Raw genomic sequence first — 22058 nt, 5'->3', positions numbered from 1 at the left:
CCACGGCCACCGGTGACGCCTGGGTCAGCGCATCTTCTGCTGCGCGTCGGTCAGCTTGGCCTTCACCGACTGCTCGGTGACCGGCTTGCCGCTGGCCGCGTCGGCGAACAACTCCTTCATCGCGGTGCCGACCAGGGTCTCGAAGGTGCTCTCGTCGGGCACCTGCGGCAGCGGGGCCGCGGTGGTGACCAGGGTCTCCTGGATGGTCTTCTGCTCGGTCGCGCTGAACGCCGGGTCGGAGGCCGCGGTCTTCACCGCAGGCAGCGATCCGTACGTCTTGTTGAGGATCGTCTGCTCCTCGTCGCTGGTCATGAACTTGACGAAGCTCAGCGCGCCGTCCTTGTTCTTGGTGTGCTTGAAGACCGCCATGTTGATCCCGGCGACCATGCTGTTGACCTTCTTGCCGCCGGCCGGCGGGCTGGCCAGGAACGGCACCGGGGCAACCCCGTACGCGTCGGCGGGCATGTTCTGCGTCTTCAGGTTCGACCCGGCGGACTGCCACAGCAGCATGGCGGCCTTGCCGTTGGCGAAGTCGGAGACCGACTGGTTCTGCGCGTACTCGGCGTTGCTCGGGTTGGTGATCTTGTCGGCGGCCATGAAGTCGATGTACCGCTTGATCGCCGAGACGTTCTGCGGGGTGTCGAAGGTCGGCTTGCCGGCCGAGTCGAACCACTCGCCGCCGTACTGCTGGCTGAAGGTGAAGGCGTGGTGCGCGTTCTCCGACGGGTTGGCCCCCTCGATCGCCAGACCCCACTTGCCGCCGGTGCTCAGCTTCTTGCCGTACTCGGCGAGCTGCTCCCAGGTGGTCGGCGGCGCGGTGATGCCGGCGTCGGCGAACGACTTCTTGTTGTAGTACAGGCTGTACGCCATGCTGTAGAGCGGCACGGCGGCCGGCGGCTTGCCGGGGGCGCCGGCGGCGGCGAGCGCGGCGGGCACGATCCGGTCCTTGCCGCCGACGGCCTGCAGGGTGGCGTCGTCGAACTCGACGAGCGCGCCGGTGGCCTGCAGCGACGCCGACCAGGTGTTGCCGATGTTGACCACGTCCGGGCCCTTGCCGGAGGCGGCGGCGGCCAGCAGGCGGTTGAGCAGATCCGACCAGGGGACCACCTCGACGGTGACCTTGATCCCGGTCTGCTTCTCGAACTTGTCCAACTCCGGCTGGAGGATGGTCTTGTCGGCCTCCAGGCTGGCGCCCTGGTTGCTGGCCCAGTAGGTGAGCGTCTTGGGTGATGCGGCGGAGTCGTCGCCGGAGCCACCGCAGGCGGTCAGCGAGGCGGCCGCCAGTACGGCGGCGGTGAATATCCCGAGGTGTCGTCTCGACACGGGTCAGCCCTTCCGGTGCGTGGTGGGGGTCCGCCGACCTCCGTCGCCGATAGGGGTCGGGCGACGGGGGCCGGCTGCGGACAGGGTTCGGGGGTGCGCCGTCGGGGTCCGTCGGCGTTTCCCGGGAGTTACATCACGGCTTAATTTATGTCGTCATTAAAGTTGCTGGTCGGTGGGTCGTCAAGCACGAGGCGGTTACAGTCGCCTCGAACGGCCGACGGGAACGAGGTGACGAGTGGAGCTGGCGCGTGCCACCAACCGCAGCGTGCGGCTGCGCAACAGGTCCGCCCTGCTGACCAAGCTCTTCCTGGACGGCCCGCTCACCCGGCAGGACCTGGTGCGCAGCACCGGGCTGAGTCAGCCGGCGGTCAGCAACGTGGTGGCCGACATGATCGACGAAGGGCTGGTCGCCGAGGCCGGCGCCGCCGAGTCCGACGGCGGCCGGCCCAGCATGCTGCTGCGGATCGCGCCCCGCTTCGCCTTCGTGATCGGCGTGGACGTCGGCGAGACCCGGGTCCGGGTGGAGCTGTTCGACTTCGCGATGACCCTGTTGGCCAGCGTCGAGTACCCGCTCGACCCGGCCCGTACCGAGCCCGACCTGGTGGCGGGGCACGTGCTGGCCGGCATCGACGCGGTGACCGGCCAGGCCGGGGTGGCCCCCGGTGCCGTGCTCGGCGTCGGCATCGGCGTCTCCGGCGTGGTCGAGCAGGGCGCCGAGGCCGTCGTGCACGCCCAGGCCCTCGGCTGGGACCGGGTGCCGCTGGAGCGTCTGATCGGCGCCGGCACCGACCTGCCGCTGCACATCGACAACGGCGCGAAGACCCTCGGTCAGGCCGAGATGTGGTTCGGCGCCGGCCGGGGCGCCAGGCACGCCGTCTTCGCGCTCGTCGGCTCCGGGGTGGGCGCGTCGGTGGTGACCAACGGCGCGACCTACCGCGGCGCGTCCAGCAGCGCGGGGGAGTGGGGGCACACCACCCTGGTGTACGGCGGCCGGGCCTGCCGCTGCGGCGCGCGCGGCTGCCTGGAGGCGTACGTGGGGGCGGAGGCGATCATCGACCGCTACCGGGAGGCCCGCCGGGGTCGACAGGTGCCGGGCGAGGACGAGGAGTCCCAGATCGCCGCACTGGTCGCCGCCGCCGAGACCTCGGCCACCGCCCGACGGGTGCTGGACGACACCGCCGGCTACCTCGGCGCCGGGGTGGCCAACCTGATCAACCTGTTCAACCCGGAGCGCGTGGTGCTCGGCGGCTGGGCGGCGATGGCCCTCGGCGACCTGCTGCCGGCCGTGCGGGAGGCCGCCGGCCGGCAGGCGCTGCGCCAACCGTACGAGCAGGCGTCGATCGAGCTGTGCCGGCTCGGCGTGGACGCGGTGGCGCTGGGCGCGGCCACCCTCCCGATCGCCCGCTTTCTCACCGAGGGTGGCGTGCGCCGCTGATCGCGGACGACGTCGCCGCCGACGGCGAATTACACAAATCCGATCCTCGGGATAAATAACAGTGTTATAGATCGATGTCTTGACGCCGCCGCAATCTCGCCGCAACACTCCTACGAGAGCGCTCTCCGGTCCGCGACGCCGCATCGGCGGCACCATCCACGGCGTCACGGGACGAGCCGATCCCATCCCCGCGGCACCCCGTCACCCCCTAGCGACAGGTAATGTCATGACATCTCGTGCAACATCCGTACGCCCGCGTCCCCGACGGGCCGTCCGGCACCTGCTCGTCGGGCTCACCGTGGCCCTGGTCGCGGCGCTCACCCCGACCGGCGCCACGACACCCGCGCAGGCCGCCCCCGTCCTGCTGTCCCAGGGCCGCCCGGCCACCGCCTCGTCCACCGAGAACGGTGGAACCCCGGCCTCCGCCGCCGTCGACGGCAACACCGGCACCCGCTGGTCCAGCGCGTTCAGCGACCCGCAGTGGCTCCAGGTCGACCTGGGCGCCCGCGCCACCATCACCCAGGTCAACCTGCGCTGGGAGGGCGCGTACGGCCGGGCCTTCCAGCTCCAGACCTCCGACAACGCGTCCACCTGGACCACGATCTACTCGACCACCACCGGCACCGGCGGCACCCAGAACCTCACCGTCTCCGGCGCCGGCCGCTACGTCCGCATGTACGGCACCGCCCGGGGCACCGGCTACGGCTACTCGCTCTGGGAGTTCCAGGTCTACGGCGAGACCGGCGGCGGCACCAACGAACCCCCGGTGACGCCCACCGACCCGTACAACCCCAACCTCGGGTCGAACACGTTCGTCTTCGACCCGAGCACGCCCACGTCGACGATCCAGAGTCGACTGAACACCCTGTTCACCCAGCAGGAGACCAACCAGTTCGGCCCGCAGCGCTACGCGGTGCTGTTCAAGCCGGGCAACTACACCGCCGACGTCAACCTCGGCTTCTTCACCCAGGTCGCCGGACTCGGCATGAGCCCGGACGACGTCAACCTCAACGGCCACGTCCGCGCCGAGGCGTTCTGGATGGGCGGCAACGCCACCCAGAACTTCTGGCGGGCCGCCGAGAACCTCTCGGTCACCCTGCCCGCCGGGCAGACCGTGGAACGGTGGGCGGTGTCCCAGGCCGCGCCGTACCGGCGGATGCACCTGCGCGGTGCGCAGAACCAGATCCAGCTCTGGAACGGTGGCGACGGCTGGTCCAGCGGCGGCCTGCTGGCCGACACCCGCATCGACGGCCTGGTCGTCTCCGGCTCGCAGCAGCAGTGGTACTCCCGCAACAGCGAGTTCGGCAACGGCTGGACCGGCTCGGTGTGGAACATGGTCTTCCAGGGCGTCAACGGCGCACCGGCGCCGAGCTTCCCCAACCCGTCGCACACCGTCATCGCCCAGACCCCCCAGGTCCGGGAGAAGCCGTTCCTCTACGTGACCGGCAGCGGTGAGTACCGGGTGTTCGTGCCCGCGCTGCGCACCAACTCGACGGGCACCAGCTGGTACAACAAGACCCCGGCCGGCTCGTCCCTGTCGCTGTCGCAGTTCTTCGTGGTCCAGCCCGGCACCAGCGCCGCCACCATCAATGCGGCCCTTGCCCAGGGCAAGCACCTGCTCTTCACCCCGGGCGTGCACCGCGTCACCGAGCCGATCCAGGTCAACCGGGCCGACACGGTGATCCTGGGCCTCGGCCTGGCCACCATCCAGGCCGACAACGGGACCGTGGGCATGCGGGTGGCCGACGTGGACGGCGTCAAGGTTGCCGGCATCATGTTCGAGGCCGGCACGACGAACTCGCCGGTGCTGATGGAGGTCGGGCCGTCCGGCTCGTCCGCGAGCCACGCCTCGAACCCGACCTCGCTGCACGACGTGTTCTTCCGCATCGGCGGGCCGCACATCGGCAGGGCCACCAACACGCTCACCGTCAACAGCGACAACGTGATCGGCGACCACATGTGGCTGTGGCGGGCCGACCACGCGGCCAGCGGCGTACCGACCGGGTGGACGCTGAACACCGCCGACACCGGGCTCACCGTCAACGGCGACAACGTCACCATGTACGGCCTCTTCGTCGAGCACTACCAGAAGTACCAGACCATCTGGAACGGCAACGGCGGGCGGACGTACTTCTACCAGAACGAGCTGCCCTACGACGTACCGAACCAGGCGGCCTGGATGAACGGGTCGACGCGGGGCTACGCCGCGTACAAGGTCGCCGATTCGGTGACCAGTCACCAGGCGTGGGGGCTGGGTAGCTACAGCTACTTCAACGTCAACCCCGCGGTGGTCGAGGAACGGTCCTTCGAGGTGCCCGTCAACGCGAACGTGCGCTTCACCAACATGGTGACCGTCTCGCTCGGTGGCGTCGGCACCATCAACCGGGTGATCAACAACGCCGGTGGCACCGCGAACGCGGCCAACCAGACGGTGTACCTGACCACCTACCCCTGACCCGGGGCGCCCGCGCCAGCCCGGACCTCTGACGGACCGGGTCGGCCGGGTCGCACCGTGGGCCGAGGCCGGCCCGGTCCCGCCGAGACCGGGCCGGCCGCGGTCGTACCCGTTCAACCGGCAAGCACCTCGGCGGCCGCCCGCTCACCGGCAAGCACCGCGCCCTCCAGGTAGCCACTCCAGCGGGTGGCCGTCTCGGTGCCCGCCCAGTGCACCCGCCCCACCGGCGCCCGCAGGTGCGGACCGTACGTCCGCCACGAGCCCGGGGTGAGCGCGCCGGAGAAGCAGCCCCGGGTCCACTCCTCGGCCGACCAGTCGTACTCGACGAGGTCCACCGGGTCTTCCGCGCGCGGCCCGACCACGCTGGCGAACGCCTCCAGCAGGCATCGCCGACGCCGCGCGGGGGACATGACGCGCAGCGCGGCGGCGTCGGTGGAGTAGCTGAACCCGGTCAGCACCCCGAGCGGCGCGGTCGGGGTGGAGTTGTCGACCGTCTCGGTGAGCGGCCCGGCGCTGCTGGTGGCCACCCCGGATCGCCCGTCGGCACGCCAGAACGGCTCCGGGTAGACGGCGTGCACCTTCAGCGCCGAACCCATCGGCATCCGCTGGGTGAGCCCGTCACGCAGCGGGGGCATCGGCGGGTCGTACCGGATCCGGCCGGCCAGTGCCGGGGCCAGCGCGACCACCACAGCGTCGCCGTCGACGCGCCCGGTGTCGGTCCACGCCGTCGCGCCGTCGACGGTCTGTTCGATGGCCCGCACCGGCGCGGCAAGCGTCAGCGCCCCCGGCGGCAGGGCGGTGGCCATCCGCTCGGCCAGCGCCGACGGCCCACCCACGATCCGGTCCTGCTGCGCGCCGCCGGCCATCCCCAGCAACGGCCCGGTCCCGCCGGCGCTGCGCAGGTAGAACAGCAGGTGCAACAGGGACAGTTCGTCCGCGCCGGTGGCCAGCAGCCCGCCGGCGAGCACCCTCCCCAGGTAGTCGGCCGTGTCGTCGTCCCCGGCCACCGTGGCGAGCCAGCCGCCGACTGTCGTCCGGTCCCACCGTGCGGCCTCCGGCGTCGCCCAGGGCGCGGCCGGGTCCAGTCGCGAGGCGTACTCGTCGAGCAGGCCCAGCACCCGGCCCACCTGTACCGGCGGCTCGGCCCGGCGCTCACCGGCCCAGAGCACTGTGGGCGCGCCGACCGACGCCGAGGCGAAGGTGGCCAGGCCGTGCTCGGCGACGAGCGCGTACATCCGGTCCTGGGTCGGGCCGATCCACTGCGCCCCCAGGTCGAGCTGCGTCAGCTCCGGCAGCCACCGGGTCAGCACCCGTCCACCCACCCGGTCGCGGGCCTCCAGCACCCGCACCTGGGCACCGGCGCGGCTCAACGCCAGCGCGGCCGCGAGACCGGAGAAGCCGGCGCCGACCACGACCACCCGCAAGCCGTCGCTCACGGCGCGCTGCTTACCCGCAACCGCCCGGCGCATGACTCCCGGCGCTGATCGGTGGGCCGATGGAGCTACTCCGCGACGTAGATACCAGAGCCGGGTACGCCTACGACCAGCCCGCGTGCCTTGAGTGTGTCGACTGCTCGGGCGACCGTCCGCCTGGCCGACCCGTACTCCTCAGCCAGAGCATCGTAGGTCGGCAAGCGCGAGCCGCGCGGAAACTCCCCGGAACCGATGCGGCGGGCCAGGTCGTCCGTGATTTCTCGCGCTGAGTGCGGGATGGGCACGGGCGCCATGGTGCCGCCTACCCGTACGGGCACTGTTGACACGCCTGGCACTGGTTGCCCTGCTGGCATTGCTGGCACTAGATTGCGAAGGATGAGGCGCGGCCCGTGGTGGACAGCGAGTCGGTGCGAGCCGCTGCCGATTGCTGGGGCGTCCCGACTCCTCCCAGGGGCGGGGCGCCCCGCCCCTTTCGTGCGGAGGTGGTTGCCGGTGCTGCCCGAGGAGAAGCCGATGCAGGTGCCCGTCAATGTCGATGTGTGGCGGTGGCCGGTCCGGATCGACCGGATCGAGTGCGGCGAATGTGGCGACGCGCTGCCGGTCGAGCCGTTCACGGCGCTGCACGAGATGGCCGAGGCGCTGGGCCAGCACACCTCGCGCTGTCGCGTCTTCTCCTGAAACGACTTCCCGGCACCGGTCGAGGCGGATCGCCTCGACCTAGCTGGCCACCACGTCTACCACGTGGTCCGCGCCGACCTGTTGGCTCGGCTCGGCCGGGGGCGGGAAGGCCGTCGAGGCGTACCGGACGGCCGTCGCCCTGACGGACAACGCGGCCGAACGGGCCTTTCGCACCGCGCGCGCGACGGCCCTGGCGACGCCCTGATGGTGCGTTTGCCGCAGGGGCGCTCGGGAACCCGAGGCACCGGCCGCAGCAGGGTGATGGGGAGGGGCCATGGCGTACCGTCCGACCGCCGTCGACACCGCGCCCGACCTGTCCACCCTCACGCTCGGCGTGGAGGAGGAGTACCTGCTGCTCGACCCGGACAGCGGCCGGAACCTGCCGGTCGCCAACCAGGTGCTCGCCGCGCTGCGCGGCCCCGCGCGGGACCAGAGCCGCCAGGAGTTCCGGCACAGCATGGTGGAGATGGTCACCCCGGTCTGTGCCGACCTCACCGAACTGCGCGCGCACCTGGTGACGTTGCGCCGCTCGGCCGCCGCGGCGGCCGCGGCGGCCGGGGCCCGGCTGGTGGCGGTCGGCGCCACCCCGGTGGCCGAGCCGCACCGCACGGTCCCTGACGAGCCGCGCTACCACGCGATGTCGCGCCGGTACGGGCCGGTGGCGCACGACCCGGCGGTGTGCGGCTGCCACGTGCACGTCGGGCTGCCCGACCGGGAACTGGCCGTGCAGGTCTGCAACCACCTGCGGCTGTGGCTACCGGTGGTGCAGGCGATCACCACCAACTCGCCGCTGCACGACGGGTACGACACCGGGCACGCGAGCTGGCGCTCGATGCAGCTGGAACGGTGGCCCAGCATCGGACCGACGCCGTACTTCGACTCCGTCGCCGACTACGACCGCACTGTCGACGAGCTGATCGCCGCCGGCATCATGCTCGACGCGGCGATGGTCTACTGGTACGCCCGGCCGTCGTCGGCGTACCCGACGGTGGAGGTGCGGGTCGGCGACGTCTGCACCGAGGTGGACGACGCGGTGCTGGTCGCCGCGCTGGTCCGCTCCCTCGTGGCCACCCTCGCCGACGACGTACGCGCCGGCGTGACCGCCCCGAACGTCCGGGACTGCCTGGTCGCGGCGGCGCACTGGCGGGCCGCTCACGACGGCCTCGACGGCCAGCTGATCGACCTGCGGGGCGGTGGCACCCGGCCCGCCTGGGCGCTCGTCGACGAGCTGATGGCGGTGATCGCCCCGGCCCTGCTGCGCCACGGTGACCTCGGGTACGTGTTGGCGCAGCTCGCCCGACTGCGCCGCGACGGCACCGGCGCGACACGGCAGCGGCGGGTGTTGGAACGTACCGGCGACCTGCGCGCGGTCCTCGACGACCTGGTCACCCGCACGGGCGCCGGCTGACACCCGTCCCGGCGGGACGGCGGCTCAGCGGATGTCGTGGGTCTGCAACCACAGCTCCAGCAGACCGAGCTGCCACAGCTTGTTGCTGCCGGCCGCCGCCTCGGCCCGGTCCGGTTCGGCGAGCAGATGTGCCACGTACTCCGGTCGGAACAGCCCCCGCTCGCGCGCGGCCGGCGCCTGCAGGGCCTCGGCGACCAGCTCGCGGACCGGGCCGTCCACGTTGCGCAGTGCCGGCACCGGGAAGTAGCCCTTGGGCCGGTCGATCACCTCGGCGGGCAGCACCTCCCGGGCGACCTCCTTGAGCACGCCCTTGCCACCCTGGGCGACCTTGTGCTCCGGCGGGCAGTGCGCGGCCAGGGTGACCAGGTCCTGGTCGAGGAAGGGCGTGCGCACCTCCAGACCCCACGCCATGCTCATGCTGTCCACCCGCTTGACCGGGTCGTCGGGGAGCATCAGGTGGGTGTCCAGGCGCAGTACGGCGTCCAGCGCGGTCTGTGCCCCGGGCGCGGCGAGGTGCCCGGTGAGCAGGTCCCGGCTGGCGTCGTGCTCCAGCGCGTACGCCGGGCCGACGATACGGCGCAGCTCGTCGTCGCCGCGGTCGAAGAACGCGGCGGCGAACGTCTCGGCCGCGCCGTGCCGGGGCGCCTCGACGAGTGGCTGGTGGTAGCCGTAGCCGGCGAACACCTCGTCGGCGCCCTGCCCGGACTGGGCCACTTTCACGTGCCGCGCCACCTGCTCGGAGAGCAGGTGGAAGGCGACCACGTCGTGGCTGCCCATCGGCTCGGTCATCGCCAGCACGGCCCTCCGGACGGCGGGCACGAGGTCGTCGTTGGCCAGCCGGATCCGGTGGTGGTCGGTGTCGTATGCGCGGGCGATCAGGTCGGAGTAGTGGAACTCGTCGCCGGACTCGCCGTCACGGCTGTCGAAGCCGATGCTGAACGTACGCAGGTGTTGCTGGCCGGCCTCGGCGAGCAGCGCCACGATGAGGCTGGAGTCCAGTCCACCGGAGAGCAGCACCCCCACCGGCACGTCGGCGACCAGCCGTCGGCGTACCGCCGCGCGCAGCGCGTCACCGATCGCGGCCCGCCAGTCGGCGGCGTCCATCCCCGCGTCGGCGGGCTCCCGCACGTAGTCGGGTCGCCAGTAGACCTCCTCGCGGCTGCGCCCGTCCGCCTCGATCACCCGCAGGGTGGCCGGCGGCAGCTTGCGCACGCCGCGCAGCACGGTGCGCGGCGCGGGCACTATGGAGTGCCAGGACAGGTAGTGGTGCAGCGCCACCGGGTCGATGCCGGTGTCGACGTCGCCAGCCTGCAGCAGCGCGGGTAGGGTGGAGGCGAACCGCAGCCGCCCCGGTGTCTCGGCGAGGTAGAGCGGTTTGATGCCGAGCCGGTCGCGGGCCAGGATCAGCCGTCGGCGGACCCGGTCGACAAGCCCGATCGCGAACATGCCGACCAGGTGGTCGACGAAACGTTCACCCCAGTGCGCGTACGCCACCAGGATCACCTCGGTGTCGCTGGTGGAGTGGAAGGCGTAGCCGGCGCGGCGGAGTTCCTCGCGCAGCTCCGGGTAGTTGTAGATGCAGCCGTTGAAGACCAGCGCCAGGCCCAGATCGTCGCGGACCATCGGCTGCCCGCCCGCGTCGGACAGGTCGATGATGGTCAGCCGGCGGTGTCCGAGGGTCACCCAGCCGTCGGCGAGCAGGCCCTCGTCGTCCGGGCCGCGTGAGCGCATCGCCTCGGTCATCCGGGTGACCGCGGCCGGGTCGGGCGACCGGCCGTCGAATCGCGCTTCCCCGCTGATCCCGCACATCAGCCGGGCCTCCCGTCACCTCGCCCCGACCGGTGCCGGCCGGTCCCGCCTACCGGACGGGGGCCGCTGGCTACCCGTGGGCGCTCCGGGCAAACCCGTCAGCCGCGCAGGGTGCGCAGGATGCGGGCCAGTTCGGCGCGGTCGGTGTCGTTGAGGTGGCCGAAGAAGCGGTCGGCCTCGGCCCGGCGTGCGGCCCGGATGGCGGTGCTGACCCGGTCGCCCTCCTGGGTGAGCGCGACCAGGGTCGCCCGCCGGTCGGCCGGGTCGGGTCGGCGCTCGACCAGCCCACGGGTCTGGAGGTCGTCGACGACCTCGGTCGCCGAGCGGGGGGCGATGCGCAGGTGCTCGGCGAGGGTGCCGGGGCGTACCTCGCCGTGCCGGGCCAGCACGCCGAGGGCCCGGGACTGGCTGGGGGTGATGTCCCAGGGTGCCAACGAGTCCTTGGTCTGGCGGCGCAGACGGGACGCCACTGCCCAGAACGTCTCGGCCAGGCTCTCGTCGTCGGCGCTGCGGGCGGTGTGCTCGGTCACCGGAATACGGTAGCAGCCAACGCGGTTGCTACCTCATGATGAGGTAACCTCAGTAATGTTGCCGACGAAAGGTACCCCCTTGGAACCCACCCCGATGGGCCGCGACCGCGGCCACCGCACCCTCAGCGCCGAAGAGAAGTCGCAGGCCCGGCACGTGTCGCTGCGCCGCATCGGCCGCCTGTTCACCCCCCACCGGCCCGCGCTGGCCGCCGTCACCGCGATCATCGTGGTCTCCTCGATCATCGCGATGGCCACACCGTTCCTGCTGCGCGCCGTGATCGACAGGGCCCTGCCGCAGGGCGACGTGCCGCTGCTGGTCTGGCTGGTCCTCGGCATGGTCGCCGTCGCGGCGGTGACCTCCGCGCTCGGCGTCGTGCAGACCTGGATCTCCACCCAGGTCGGCCAGCGGGTCATGCACCGGCTGCGCACCGACGTCTTCAGCCACCTGCAGCGCCAGTCACTCGGCTTCTTCACCCGCACCCGGACCGGCGAGGTGCAGTCCCGGATCACCAACGACATCGGCGGCATGCAGTCGGTGGTCACCTCCACCGCCACCGCAGTGGCCGCCAACCTCACCACAGTGGTCGCCACCGCTGTCGCCATGGTCGCGCTGTCCTGGCAGCTCTCCATGGTCTCGCTCGTGGTGCTGCCGCCGGCCATCTGGCTGACCCGTCGGGTCGCCCGGATGCGCCGCGAGATCACCGCCCAGCGGCAGCGCGAACTCGCCGACCTCAACGTCACAGTCGAGGAGGGGCTCTCGATCAGCGGCGTCCAGCTGGCCAAGACCCTCGGCACCGGTCCCGCGCTGATCGACAGGTTCACCGCCTCCTCGGAGCGCCTGGTCGACCTGGAGCTGCGCAGTGAGCTGGCCGGCCGTTGGCGGATGGCCTCGATGAGCATCATCTTCGCCGCCGTACCGGCGGTCATCTACCTCGCCGCCGGTCTGCCCGGCACCGCCGGCACACTGAGCATCGGCACCCTGGTCGCCTTCACGGCCCTGCAGGGCGGCCTCTTCCGCCCGCTGATGGGGCTGCTCAACGTGGGTGTCTCGCTCACCGCGTCGCTGGCGCTCTTCGCGCGGATCTTCGAATACCTGGATCTGCCGGTCGACGTGGCCGACCCCGCCGAGCCGGTCCGCCTCGACCCCACCCGGGTCCGCGGCCATCTGCGCCTGGAGGACGTCACCTTCGGCTACCCGGGCAGCGACACCGCCGCCCTCGCCGGGATCACCCTCGACGTGCCCGCCGGCACCAGCCTCGCCCTGGTCGGCGAGACCGGCTCCGGCAAGAGCACCCTCGCCGGGCTGGTCAGCCGCCTGCACGACCCGACCGCCGGCCGGATCACCGTCGACGGCGTCGACCTGCGTGACCTGCGCCTGGCCGACCTGGCCGCGATCGTCGGCGTGGTCAGCCAGGAGACGTACCTGCTGCACACCACCGTCCGGGAGAACCTGCGCTACGCCCGGCCGGAGGCCACCGACACCGAGATCGAGGACGCCGCCCGCGCCGCCCAGATCCACGACCTCATCGCCGGGCTGCCCGACGGGTACGACACCATGGTCGGCTCGCGTGGCCACCGCTTCTCCGGTGGCGAGAAGCAGCGCCTCGCCATCGCCCGGACGCTGCTGCGCGACCCGCGCATCCTGGTCCTCGACGAGGCCACCAGCGCGCTGGACACCGAGACCGAACGGGCCGTGCAGCGGGCCTTCGACGTGCTCGCCCAGGGGCGCACCACGATCACCATCGCCCACCGGCTCTCCACCGTGCGCGACGCCGACCAGATCGCGGTGCTCGACCACGGTCGGATCGTCGAGGCCGGCACCCACGACAGCCTGCTCGACCGCAACGGCCGGTACGCCACGCTGGCGGCCTGAACTCCGACTCACAACCGTCTCGAAACAGTCTTAGAACTGTCTCGTTATGGCACGGTCAGGTGGCGGTAGACGGTGGCCCGCGAGACCCCCAGCGCGGCGGCGATGGCGTCCACCGAGTGGGTGCCCGCCGCGTGCATCCGCCGGGCCGCCTCGACCTGCTCCCGGCCCAGTGCGGGCGGCCGTCCCGGCCGCCGACGCCGGCTCGGCGTCCCCGCGCCGGGTGGCGTCGCCGGGCTCGCGCTTGCCGGGCCCGCGCCCCTCGCGGTCACACGCGTCGGGCTCTCGCGCGCCGGCGGCGGGATCGTCGTGGTCGTGCGCGCCCCGGCCGCGGCGTCCACGCGCAGCCCGGCGGTGGCGTCCGTGTGGGTTGCGTCCGTGCGCGGCGCGGCGGCGTCCGGGGGCAGTGGGGCCAGCAGCCGGCGTACGCCGTCGAGCATGTCGGCGCGCAGCACCTCGTCGGACACGTCGGTGAAGAAGACGATCGGATCGCTGCACGCCGCGACCGCCTGCACCGCCCGGACCCGCTCCAGACGCCCGGCGTCCGGTCCGGCGATGAGGTCGTTGGCCCGCATCGCGATCACTATCAGGCGGTGGTACGTGTCGCCCCGGCCGACCAGCGCGATGTCGTGGAAGAGCATGCCGAGCGGCCGGCGATGGGCGAGCATGATGTCCACCCAGCCCTCCAGCACCGTCCACCGGGCCAACTCGGTGGGCTGACCCTGGGCCGAGTCGAGCAGCGCCTCCAGGTCCGCCACCAGGGGCTCCACCAGGGCGGCGAGCAGGTGCTCCTTGGCCGGGAAGTGGTACAGGATCGCGGTCTTGGTGAGCCGCAGCCGTTCGCCGATCTGGCGCAGTGAGGTGCGCTGATAGCCGTGTTCGGCGAAGAGGTCGAGCGCGGCGCGCAGGATCCGGGTGCGGGTGTCGTCCGCGGGATCGGCGGTCATGCCGGCCAGCCTAGCGACGTCCTGACCAGTGGGCACCATCACCGTTGATTCGACTGACCAGCGGTCAGTACAGTGGTGACGATCGACGCAGCCAACGGCAGGAGGGGCCATGCCCGTCATCTCGATCGGCAACCTGGTCAAGACGTTCGGCGCCATCCGGGCACTCGACGGGCTGGACCTGCACGTCGAGCAGGGGGAGGTGCACGGCTTCCTCGGACCCAACGGCTCCGGAAAGTCCACCACCATCCGCATCCTGCTCGGGCTGCTCCGCCGCGACTCCGGCGACGCCCAGGTGCTCGGCGCCGACCCGTGGCGCGACGCGGTCCGCCTGCACCGCCGGCTGGCGTACGTGCCGGGCGATGTCAATCTCTGGCCCAACCTCACCGGCGGGGAAGCCATCGACCTGCTCGGCCAGCTGCGCGGCGGCCTCGACCGGCGTCGCCGCGACGAGCTGCTGCACCGCTTCGACCTGGACCCGACCCGCCGCTGCCGCACGTACTCCAAGGGCAACCGGCAGAAGGTCGCCATCGTCGCCGCCTTCTCCTCCCCGGTGGAGCTGTACGTGCTCGACGAGCCGACCTCCGGCCTCGACCCGCTCATGGAGGCGGTGTTCCAGGACGAGGTCCGACGGGTCAAGCAGGCCGGCGCCACAGTGCTGCTCTCCAGCCACGTGCTCGCCGAGGTCGAGGCGCTCTGCGACCGGGTCAGCATCATCCGCGAGGGCCGTACCGTCGAATCCGGCACCCTCGCCGAACTGCGCCACCTCACCCGCACGGCGGTGACAGTCGAGACCGCCCGCCCGGTCACCGGCCTGGACGCGCTGCCCGGCGTGCACGACGTGCACGAGGTCGACGGCCGTACCCATCTGGAGGTCGACCCGGCCCACCTCGACGAACTGCTCGGCCAGCTCATCCGCTTCGGCGTCCGCGCGTTGACCAGCACGCCACCCACCCTGGAGCAGCTCTTCCTGCGCCACTACGGCGACGACCCCGCCGCCGCTGCCACGGACGCTCCCGCTGCCGGCGCTTCCGCCGTGGGCACCCCGGACGCCGACGCGCAGGCTGACGCCCCGCAGGCCGGTGCCCGATGAGCGCCCTCACCGGCACGACCCGGCTGGCCCGGCTCGTGCTGCGCCGCGACCGGATCCGCCTCGCGATCTGGATCCTCGGCACGCCCCTGCTCGGCTACGCCCTGGCCGGCAGCGTCGCCGGCATCTACCCCGACCAGGAGGCCCGGCTGGGCTACGCCACCACCTCGGCGTCCAGCCTGGTCGCCCGCGCCTTCAACGGCCCCATCCACGGCACCGACCTCGGCGCCGTGGTGGTCGCCGAGACGTACGTGACGCTGGCCCTGATCGTCGCGCTGCTGAGCACCTTCGCGGTGACCCGGCACACCCGCCAGAACGAGGAAACCGGCCGGGCCGAACTGCTCGGCGCGTCCGTGGTCGGCCGGTACGCGCCGCTCACCGCCGCGCTGCTCGTCATCGTCGCGGCGAACGCCCTGGCCGCCGTGCTGCTCGCGGTCGCGCTGGTCGGCGCCGGTCTACCGCTCGCCGGGTCTATCGCGGGAGCCGCCGCGATCGGCGGCGTCGGGGTCGCCTTCACCGCGATCGCCGCGGTCACCGCCCAGCTCTCCGTCACCTCGCGCGGCGCCAACGCGCTCGCCGCCGCCACCGTCGGGCTCTCCTTCGTACTGCGCGCCGCCGGAGACGTCCTCGGCGAGCAGAGCGCCGACGGGACCCGGGTACAGAGCGCCTGGCCGTCGTGGATCTCCCCGCTCGGCTGGGGCAACCAGGTGCGGGCCTTCGACGGTGAACGCTGGTGGGTGCTCGCCCTGCCCGTCGCGCTGCTGCTCGCCGGGGTGGCGTCGGCGTACGCCCTCGCCGAACGACGCGACCAGGGCGCCGGGCTGATCGCCCCCCGACGCGGCCCGGCCACCGGTGCGCCACGGCTGCTCAGCCCCACCGGGTTGGCCTGGCGGATGCAGCGCGGCACGCTGCTCGGCTGGGCGGTCGGGGTGGCCGTGCTCGGCTTCTCCATGGGCGTCGCCGCCGACGAGTTCAACGACATGATCGACGCGAACCCGGCCGCCGCCGAAGCGATCAACGCGATGGGTGGCGGAGCGGACCTGATCAACGCGTACCTGGCCGCGATGCTCGGCCTCTTTGCCCTGACCATCGGCGCGTACGTCGTGCAGGCACTGCTCCGCGTACGCGGCGACGAAGCCGACGGGATGCTGGAGGCCGCCCTCGCCACGGCGGTCAGCCGCACCCGCTGGCTCGGCACCCAGGTGCTCGCCGCGGCGCTCGGCGCCATCGCCCTGCTGCTGCTCGCCGGCGTGACCACCGGTCTCGGCTACGGCATCGTCACCGGAGACCCACTCGGCCAGGCCGTCGAGCTGGGCGGCGCCGCGCTGCTGCGCCTGCCCGCCCTGCTCGTGGTGGCCGGGGTGGTGACCGCGATCTTCGGACTGCTGCCCCGCTGGTCGGTGGTGCTGTCCTGGCCGGCGCTGCTGGTCTTCCTGCTCCTCGGGCAACTCGGCGCGGTGCTGGAGCTGCCCCAGGCCGCGCTCAACGTCTCCCCGTACACCCATGTGCCGGCCGTGCCCGCGGTCGACCCGGCGGCGCTTCCCCTGGTGCTGCTGGCGGCGGTGGCCGCGGCCCTGCTCGCCGTCGGCGTGGCCGCCTTCCGCCACCGCGACGTCCCGTCCTGAGCCGTGTTCAAGGGTCCCGATGATCGCTGGCAGCTGAGCGACTCGACACGCCGACACCAGCCCTCCTGAACTGCCACCGATCGGCCTCGGCTAGCACAGACGCGGCGCGGCTGGGCGCTGTGCACAGGTTGGCGGCTGTCCACAGAGGGCCTGTTGGTGTGGTTGCGGAGCGCTGGCGTGGGGCTGCACGGTTCGGTGCGTGAACTCGGTGCTTCGGGAACTCGTGGAGCTTGGCAGTGGGCTGGTGACGCTCGGGGCGGCCACGCAGGTGGTGCCGTCGTGGACGCTTCGGCAGGCCTGCCGTAACGGCGAGCTGGTACGCGTGCTCCCCGAGGTGTTCGTGGCGGCGTACCTCGTTGGTGGGCGACCCGACGCTCCGGTTCTGAGTCGACTCGACCCTGCCACGAGTCAGCGGGCGGCTCTCGCCTGGGCCGGCGGCTACGGCGCGCTCAGTCATCTCAGCGCGCTCGCCGTGTGGGGGTTGCGCCCGGAGGTGGTTGGTGACCTTGTGCACTTGAGCGCGCCGGCGAGCGCGAGCCTGCGCACCCGGCCCGGGGTGATCGTGCATCGACGCCGCGGCCTGACCATCGAGGCGCCGCAGGTGGTGGTCCGGCGGGGCTTGACGGTCACCCGCCTCGAACAGGCCCTCGTCGACTCGTGGCCGACGATGTCGTCCGTTGACCGGCAGGCGCTGGTGATCCGAGCGGTCAACGACTGGCTGACCACCCCCGAACGGCTCTCGGCAGCCCTGGAACGGGTGCCGAAGCTGATCGACCGGGCGGCGTTCCGGCATCTGCTGACGAAGCTTGCCGACGGCTGCCGCAGTCCGCTGGAAATCTGGGGACTCGAGCACGTCTTCACCGGTCCCGGGATGCCGGCGTTCCGCCGACAGGTGCCGGTCCGTGTCGGGCGGCGCATGGTGTACCTCGACATGTTCGCCGAGCGGGAGCGGGTCAACATCGAACTCGACGGGGCCACCACCCACGGCAGCCCAGGGCAGCGGGAGATCGACCTGCGCCGCGATGCCCTACTGGCGGCAGCCGGGATCCTGGTCGTCCGCTTCGGTTACCGCCGCCTCGTGCACGAGATCGACGATGTACGCCGGGAGACCCTCGCCATCCTGGCGACACGTCGGACCTGACGCGGCGGGCCGGGGCGGGCGGGGGTTGCCTGGGACTGGCAGCCTCGACCGCGTGAGCACCCTCCTGACGCAGCTTCCGGCGCTCCTCGGCGTCCTGGTTGGCACCCTGGGCACGATCCTCGCCACCTCGCTCGCCGACCGTGCCCGGTGGCGGCGCGGCCAGAGCGTCCGCTGGGACGAGCGGCGGCTGGACGCGTACGTCGACTACGCGCACGCCCTCAAGGAGAGCCACGCGGTGGCGCTGCGACTGACGGCCGACCACCGCCCGGGATCGCGGAGCCACCCCATCGACCGCGAAGAGGGGTTGGCCCGGTTGGCCGAGGCGGACGCTCGGCGCACCATCGTCTGGGAGAACCTGCTGCTGCTCGGCGACGAGCCGACAGTCGTCGCCGCCGCTACCTGGCGGGACGAGATCTGGCAGGTCGAACGGCTCGCCCGGGGAATCGTCGAGGCGCCGGCGGACGTGGCGGAGATGCTGACCCGCGTCAACGAGGCCCGTGACGGGTACTACCGGGCGGCCCGGCGGAGTCTCGGCGTGCGCGGAGGGTCGGTGGAGCAGTCCGCGACGCTGCGGCAGGCGCTGGTCGACAGGTCCACCGCGACGCCGCAGGTGCCCGCCAGCTGAGCGCGGCGGTGCCGGGAACCGATGCGGGCGGGGTGTCCTGGCGGGCGCGGGTCGACCACAATCGTGCGGTGCGGCGTCGCGGGTGGAAGTGGGGATCGCTGGGCGTCGTGGCCGCGCTGGCGGCGGGCGGCACGGCGTGGGTGTGGCTGCGGTACGACTTCGAGAAGGTCAACTGGACCTGGGGCGTCGTCGCCGGGTTCATCGCCGTCTACGTCCTGCTGGATCAGCTCTTCCACACTGGAACGGCGGGTCTCGCCGAGGCCGCCGCCCACCGGCGCGCCGCCGCCGACGAACTCGTGGAACTGATCCGACGCGACCCGACCGACGAGGCGCTGTTGCGTACCGTCGACGAGCCGTACCCATTGCCGGTGCGCTGGCGCACCGCCCCCGACCGGTTCCTCCCCTCCTGGCGGGCCATCGGCCGATCCAGCGCCGCCGCCCCGATGGACCTCACTGGCGGTGACGGGACATTGTGGAGCTGCTACCGGCGCGTACCCTCCGGGCGGCTGCTGCTGTTGGGGCCGGCCGGCTCCGGCAAGTCGGTCCTCGCGCTGCGGATGGCGCGGGAGTTGCCCGTGCACCGCGAGCCGGACACCCCCGTACCGGCGTTGGTCCCGGCGGACACCTGGGATCCCGACCGGGAGGGCTTCCACGACTGGCTTGTCGACCGGATCGCCCGGCGCTACCCGCAGCTCGCGGCCGGTCACCCACGCCGCGACGCGGTGTTGCGCGACCTCATCGAAACCGACCTGGTGGTGCCCGTCCTCGACGGACTGGACGAGGTGCCCGAGGACCGGCTGATCGCCTGCCTCGACGAGCTCAACGCACTGCCGACCCAGCGTTTCGTCCTCACCTGCCGGACCTCGGTCTACGAGCGCTACCTGACCCAGGGGGAGAAGCTGCGCGGCGCCGCTGTGGTCATGCTCGAACCACCGGCGCCCGCCGAGGTTGCCGACTACCTGGTGGACGCGGCCCCGCTGCATCAGGTCGACAACTGGACGGCCGTCGCCACCACGCTCGGCGATGCCCCGCAGTTGACCGCCGCGCTCTCCACCCCGCTGATGGTGGCGATGGCCCGCAGCGCCTTCGACCAGCCGGGCACCGATCCCCGGGACCTCGTGCCCCTGGCTCGCGAGCGGGGTCAGCGCTCCGTCGAGGACGACCTGCTGACCAGGGCGGTGGACGCCGCGCTGCGGTCCCGCCGCGGTTCACAGGGGCTACGGCGCTGGGAACCCGGGACCGCCCGGCGCTACCTGGCGTTCCTCGCCGCGCACCTGGAGTCGCTCGACGTGCGGGAGTTCCGCTGGTGGCAGTTGGCGAACGCGCAGCCCGGCCCGTTCTGGGCGCTCGTCGCCGGTGCTCGTACCGCGGCGGCGGTATGGCTGACGCTGACGCTCTCCGCGGACGCCCTCAGGGCGACAGCGGAGCTGGTCACCCACCCGCCTACCCGGAGTCTCCTCGACGATCTGGTCCACCAGACGGCCGCTCTGACGATGACGGCCTTCCTGCTGGCCTCCGTCGTGGCGCTGGTGCGCGGCTCGGGACGGGCAGGCCGAGAACGACCCCGCCGGGTGGCGTTCGTTGGCGGGGTCCGGGCGTTCCGGGTCGGGCTGCCCGGCGCGCTGTTCGTCGGGGCCGTCACGGCGCTGTTCACGTTTGCCTTCCTCACCGCCTACGCGCCCACGTCGCAACTCGTTGCGCTGCTGGACCGCGTGCCGGGGCTGCCACCGTGGCCCGATCCGGTCCGGGCCGCCGTCGTGGTCGGCCTGTCGGGTTGGGCGTTCGAAGCGGTCCTCGCCGGACTGCGGGTGGACGTCGCCGCGCCCGCCGCCGAACTCGGTGCGACCAGCGTGCTCGAAACCCTGGAGGCCGACCGCGCCGCCAGCGTCGCCTCCGCGCTGGCCAGCGTCGGCACCAGCGTCCTCCGGCTGCTCCTCGTCATCGCGGCGCTGCGTCTCACCGGGGTGCTGTCCGCCGTGCCGCCACTGCCGGCGTTGGTCTGGGCCGGGGTGGGGCTCGGGCTGGGCTGGTGGCTGCACCGGCGCGGTGGCGGGGCGTGGATGCGCTTCGCCCTCACCCGTGCCGCCCTCGCCGTCCGTGGGCGTACGCCCCACCGCCTGCTCGCCTTCCTGGCGTACGCCGAGACCGTCGGCCTGTTGCGCGACGGCGCGGGGGCCTACCGGTTCCGGCACGGCCGCCTCCAGAGCCGACTCGCCGGAGGATCGGTGAGCGCGCGACGCGGCAGCCGGCTGCGGGAGGAGTTCGGTGTCGAGTTGGCCCGCGCCGGCTACTGGCCGGAGGCGCTCGGCGTCTTCGCCGACGTCACGCAGACACGGGCCGGAAGCATCGGGCACGCCGACGACCTCACCGTGGCGGCGCTGCGCCGGGCGCTGCTGGCCGGGGCGGCTGCGGGGGAGTGGACCCAGCTGACGAACCTGCTGGCGCTCGTCCCGCCACCCACCGAGCCGACGCCGTTGGCGGTGCAGCGGCAGCGGCTCGCCCGGCTGATCGCGGACGACGCACCGGTGGCTGAGCTGATCGTCGCGGCCGAGGAGTTGAGCCAGGCGGCCACCGCCGGCACGCCGGAGTCCGCTTCGACGGCCCACCCGGCCGCGCCCGGAGTGCAGGAGTTCCTGGCCGTCCTGCACCACGTCAACGGCGACGTCGAAGCAGCGCGCACCCGCCTGGACCTGTTACGCACGGCGGCCAGCCAGGACGTCGGGGAGCCAGCACCCATCGGCGCCGGCCTGCTCGCCGGCCTGCTCGTCGACGCCGGCGAACCCGACACGGCCCTGGTCATCTGCCATGAGGAACTGCTCCTCGCCGATCAGCCGCCCGATCGAGTGGACCTGCTGCTCCTCGCGGAGGCGTGGCGCTGGTCGGTCGAGGTGATGCGACGCGCCACCGACGAACAGGCCGAACTGCGCCGCCGTATCCGGGCGGTGCTGGCCGGGCGGCGAGACCACCCACGGCGGGTCGAGCTGGGCCGACGAGAGTTGGCCGAACTGGGACTTCAGCTGTGCCACGCCGTGATCGAGCACCAGACGCTGGGACCACTCGCGGTCGCGGCGTCCCGACGGCTGGTCGTCGTCCTCGCCGAGCCGGCCATCATCGTGCGGACCGTCAACCGCAGCGCCCCCATGTGGTACGACGGCTGAGAATCTTCTTAGTGGCGGATGCCCGTTCGACGGAGATCGCCCTAGCGGATCATCGCGGTAGCGCCGCCCATTGTCGGTGGCCATCGGCCGTGGGCGGGGTCGCCAACCGATCCGTCGGTGGCCCGTGGGGAGGTCGGCACCAGCTCGTACCCTGGCACCGACTTCGATACGGGCTCTAGGCTTCCGCCATGCTGATCATCGAAGGCGCGGGCCGGTGGACTGCACCCGCCGGGGGCCCCAACGACTGGGTCGAACACCTGAGAGTGCCGGACCTGTCGGTGGGAACGTACTGCATCCCGGCGGGCGGTCTCGACGACCAGAGCCCGCACACCGAAGATGAGATCTACGTGGTCACCTCGGGGCGGGCCCGGATCGTGACGCCGGACGGCGCGGCCGAGGTGGGCCCGGGTTCGGTGATCTTCGTGCCTGCCGGCGAGGAGCACCGGTTCGACGAGGTGACCGAGGACCTGGCGCTGCTGGTGGTGTTCGGCCCGGCGTACGGCTCGCGCGCTCCGGGTGAGCGAGCCGGGTAGC

At 72.5% G+C, this 22058-nt stretch carries 17 protein-coding genes; 11 read left to right on the top strand and 6 right to left on the bottom strand.

The genetic code is table 11. The features are described from left to right. Positions 1 to 24 precede the first annotated feature (24 nt). The gene (locus ACQP0U_RS16820) at positions 25 to 1323 is read right to left on the bottom strand and encodes an ABC transporter substrate-binding protein (RefSeq protein WP_433308101.1); all 1299 of its coding nucleotides are present in this window, start codon (positions 1321 to 1323) and stop codon (positions 25 to 27) included. A gap of 235 nt (positions 1324 to 1558) precedes the next feature. On the opposite strand from ACQP0U_RS16820, the gene ACQP0U_RS16815 reads away from it, so the two are divergent. Further along, positions 1559 to 2758 (top strand): ROK family protein, encoded by a 1200-nt coding sequence (locus ACQP0U_RS16815; RefSeq protein ID WP_433308100.1) that lies wholly within the window; start codon positions 1559 to 1561, stop codon positions 2756 to 2758. A gap of 226 nt (positions 2759 to 2984) precedes the next feature. Next, positions 2985 to 5213: a discoidin domain-containing protein gene (locus ACQP0U_RS16810; protein WP_433308099.1), complete on the top strand. Its 2229-nt coding sequence runs from the start codon at positions 2985 to 2987 to the stop codon at positions 5211 to 5213. A 113-nt stretch (positions 5214 to 5326) separates the two neighbouring features. On the opposite strand, the gene ACQP0U_RS16805 is transcribed toward ACQP0U_RS16810, so the two are convergent. Further along, the gene (locus ACQP0U_RS16805) at positions 5327 to 6649 is read right to left on the bottom strand and encodes a flavin monoamine oxidase family protein (protein ID WP_433308097.1); all 1323 of its coding nucleotides are present in this window, start codon (positions 6647 to 6649) and stop codon (positions 5327 to 5329) included. A gap of 65 nt (positions 6650 to 6714) precedes the next feature. After that, on the bottom strand, positions 6715 to 6939 hold the full coding sequence (locus tag ACQP0U_RS16800) for a winged helix-turn-helix domain-containing protein (protein ID WP_433308095.1): 225 nt from the start codon (positions 6937 to 6939) through the stop codon (positions 6715 to 6717). Between the two features lie 199 nt (positions 6940 to 7138). On the opposite strand from ACQP0U_RS16800, the gene ACQP0U_RS16795 reads away from it, so the two are divergent. Further along, positions 7139 to 7324 carry a hypothetical protein gene (locus ACQP0U_RS16795; protein WP_433308092.1) on the top strand — a complete coding sequence of 62 codons (186 nt, stop codon included), beginning with the start codon at positions 7139 to 7141 and terminating at the stop codon, positions 7322 to 7324. 274 nt (positions 7325 to 7598) lie between these two features. Beyond that, entirely contained in the window at positions 7599 to 8732 is a 1134-nt protein-coding gene (locus tag ACQP0U_RS16790; RefSeq protein ID WP_433308089.1) for a carboxylate-amine ligase, read from the top strand. 24 nt (positions 8733 to 8756) lie between these two features. Here the strand turns inward: ACQP0U_RS16790 and ACQP0U_RS16785 are convergent, their stop codons facing one another. Both ACQP0U_RS16785 and ACQP0U_RS16780 read right to left on the bottom strand, forming a co-directional pair. Then, positions 8757 to 10541: an N-acetylglutaminylglutamine amidotransferase gene (locus ACQP0U_RS16785; protein WP_433308086.1), complete on the bottom strand. Its 1785-nt coding sequence runs from the start codon at positions 10539 to 10541 to the stop codon at positions 8757 to 8759. 98 nt (positions 10542 to 10639) lie between these two features. Continuing rightward, the gene (locus tag ACQP0U_RS16780; RefSeq protein ID WP_433308083.1) at positions 10640 to 11071 is read right to left on the bottom strand and encodes a MarR family winged helix-turn-helix transcriptional regulator; all 432 of its coding nucleotides are present in this window, start codon (positions 11069 to 11071) and stop codon (positions 10640 to 10642) included. Positions 11072 to 11165: 94 nt separating this feature from the next. On the opposite strand from ACQP0U_RS16780, the gene ACQP0U_RS16775 reads away from it, so the two are divergent. Then, positions 11166 to 12944 (top strand): ABC transporter ATP-binding protein, encoded by a 1779-nt coding sequence (locus tag ACQP0U_RS16775; protein WP_433320901.1) that lies wholly within the window; start codon positions 11166 to 11168, stop codon positions 12942 to 12944. A 44-nt stretch (positions 12945 to 12988) separates the two neighbouring features. Here the strand turns inward: ACQP0U_RS16775 and ACQP0U_RS16770 are convergent, their stop codons facing one another. Further along, positions 12989 to 13888, bottom strand: a complete 900-nt coding sequence (locus tag ACQP0U_RS16770; protein WP_433308080.1) for a TetR family transcriptional regulator — start codon at positions 13886 to 13888, stop codon at positions 12989 to 12991. Positions 13889 to 13997: 109 nt separating this feature from the next. Here ACQP0U_RS16770 and ACQP0U_RS16765 point away from each other — a divergent pair, with 109 nt between their 5' ends. The 6 genes from ACQP0U_RS16765 to ACQP0U_RS16740 all read left to right on the top strand — a co-directional run bounded on the left by ACQP0U_RS16765 (position 13998) and on the right by ACQP0U_RS16740 (position 22057). Beyond that, complete coding sequence (locus tag ACQP0U_RS16765; protein ID WP_433308077.1) at positions 13998 to 14978, top strand: ABC transporter ATP-binding protein; 981 nt, start codon at positions 13998 to 14000, stop codon at positions 14976 to 14978. Beyond that, entirely contained in the window at positions 14975 to 16600 is a 1626-nt protein-coding gene (locus ACQP0U_RS16760; RefSeq protein WP_433308074.1) for an ABC transporter permease, read from the top strand. Before ACQP0U_RS16765 ends, ACQP0U_RS16760 begins: the two co-directional genes overlap by 4 nt. Positions 16601 to 16799: 199 nt before the next feature. Continuing rightward, positions 16800 to 17741, top strand: coding sequence for an endonuclease domain-containing protein (locus ACQP0U_RS16755; RefSeq protein WP_433308071.1), 942 nt, complete (start codon positions 16800 to 16802; stop codon positions 17739 to 17741). 52 nt (positions 17742 to 17793) lie between these two features. Continuing rightward, the gene (locus ACQP0U_RS16750) at positions 17794 to 18366 is read left to right on the top strand and encodes a hypothetical protein (RefSeq protein ID WP_433308068.1); all 573 of its coding nucleotides are present in this window, start codon (positions 17794 to 17796) and stop codon (positions 18364 to 18366) included. A gap of 68 nt (positions 18367 to 18434) precedes the next feature. Further along, positions 18435 to 21524: an NACHT domain-containing protein gene (locus ACQP0U_RS16745; protein WP_433308065.1), complete on the top strand. Its 3090-nt coding sequence runs from the start codon at positions 18435 to 18437 to the stop codon at positions 21522 to 21524. Between the two features lie 188 nt (positions 21525 to 21712). Beyond that, a complete protein-coding gene (locus ACQP0U_RS16740) occupies positions 21713 to 22057 on the top strand; it encodes a cupin domain-containing protein (RefSeq protein ID WP_433308062.1) in 345 nt (114 codons plus the stop codon). Position 22058 lies beyond the last annotated feature (1 nt).

Origin of the sequence: Micromonospora sp. CA-269861 (assembly GCF_050948505.1) — a bacterium.
GTDB lineage: Bacteria > Actinomycetota > Actinomycetes > Mycobacteriales > Micromonosporaceae > Micromonospora.
This window is presented reverse-complemented; position numbering and strand designations above follow the sequence as displayed.

Excerpts from the sequence above, each read along its gene's own strand:
- ACQP0U_RS16760 (WP_433308074.1), top strand. The coding sequence starts at position 14,975 with ATGAGCGCCCTCACCGGCACGACCCGGCTGGCCCGGCTCGTGCTGCGC.
- ACQP0U_RS16770 (WP_433308080.1), bottom strand. The coding sequence starts at position 13,888 with ATGACCGCCGATCCCGCGGACGACACCCGCACCCGGATCCTGCGCGCC.
- ACQP0U_RS16775 (WP_433320901.1), top strand. The coding sequence starts at position 11,166 with ATGGGCCGCGACCGCGGCCACCGCACCCTCAGCGCCGAAGAGAAGTCG.
- ACQP0U_RS16740 (WP_433308062.1), top strand. The coding sequence starts at position 21,713 with ATGCTGATCATCGAAGGCGCGGGCCGGTGGACTGCACCCGCCGGGGGC.
- ACQP0U_RS16810 (WP_433308099.1), top strand. The coding sequence starts at position 2,985 with ATGACATCTCGTGCAACATCCGTACGCCCGCGTCCCCGACGGGCCGTC.
- ACQP0U_RS16800 (WP_433308095.1), bottom strand. The coding sequence starts at position 6,939 with ATGGCGCCCGTGCCCATCCCGCACTCAGCGCGAGAAATCACGGACGAC.
- ACQP0U_RS16785 (WP_433308086.1), bottom strand. The coding sequence starts at position 10,541 with ATGTGCGGGATCAGCGGGGAAGCGCGATTCGACGGCCGGTCGCCCGAC.
- ACQP0U_RS16765 (WP_433308077.1), top strand. The coding sequence starts at position 13,998 with ATGCCCGTCATCTCGATCGGCAACCTGGTCAAGACGTTCGGCGCCATC.
- ACQP0U_RS16790 (WP_433308089.1), top strand. The coding sequence starts at position 7,599 with ATGGCGTACCGTCCGACCGCCGTCGACACCGCGCCCGACCTGTCCACC.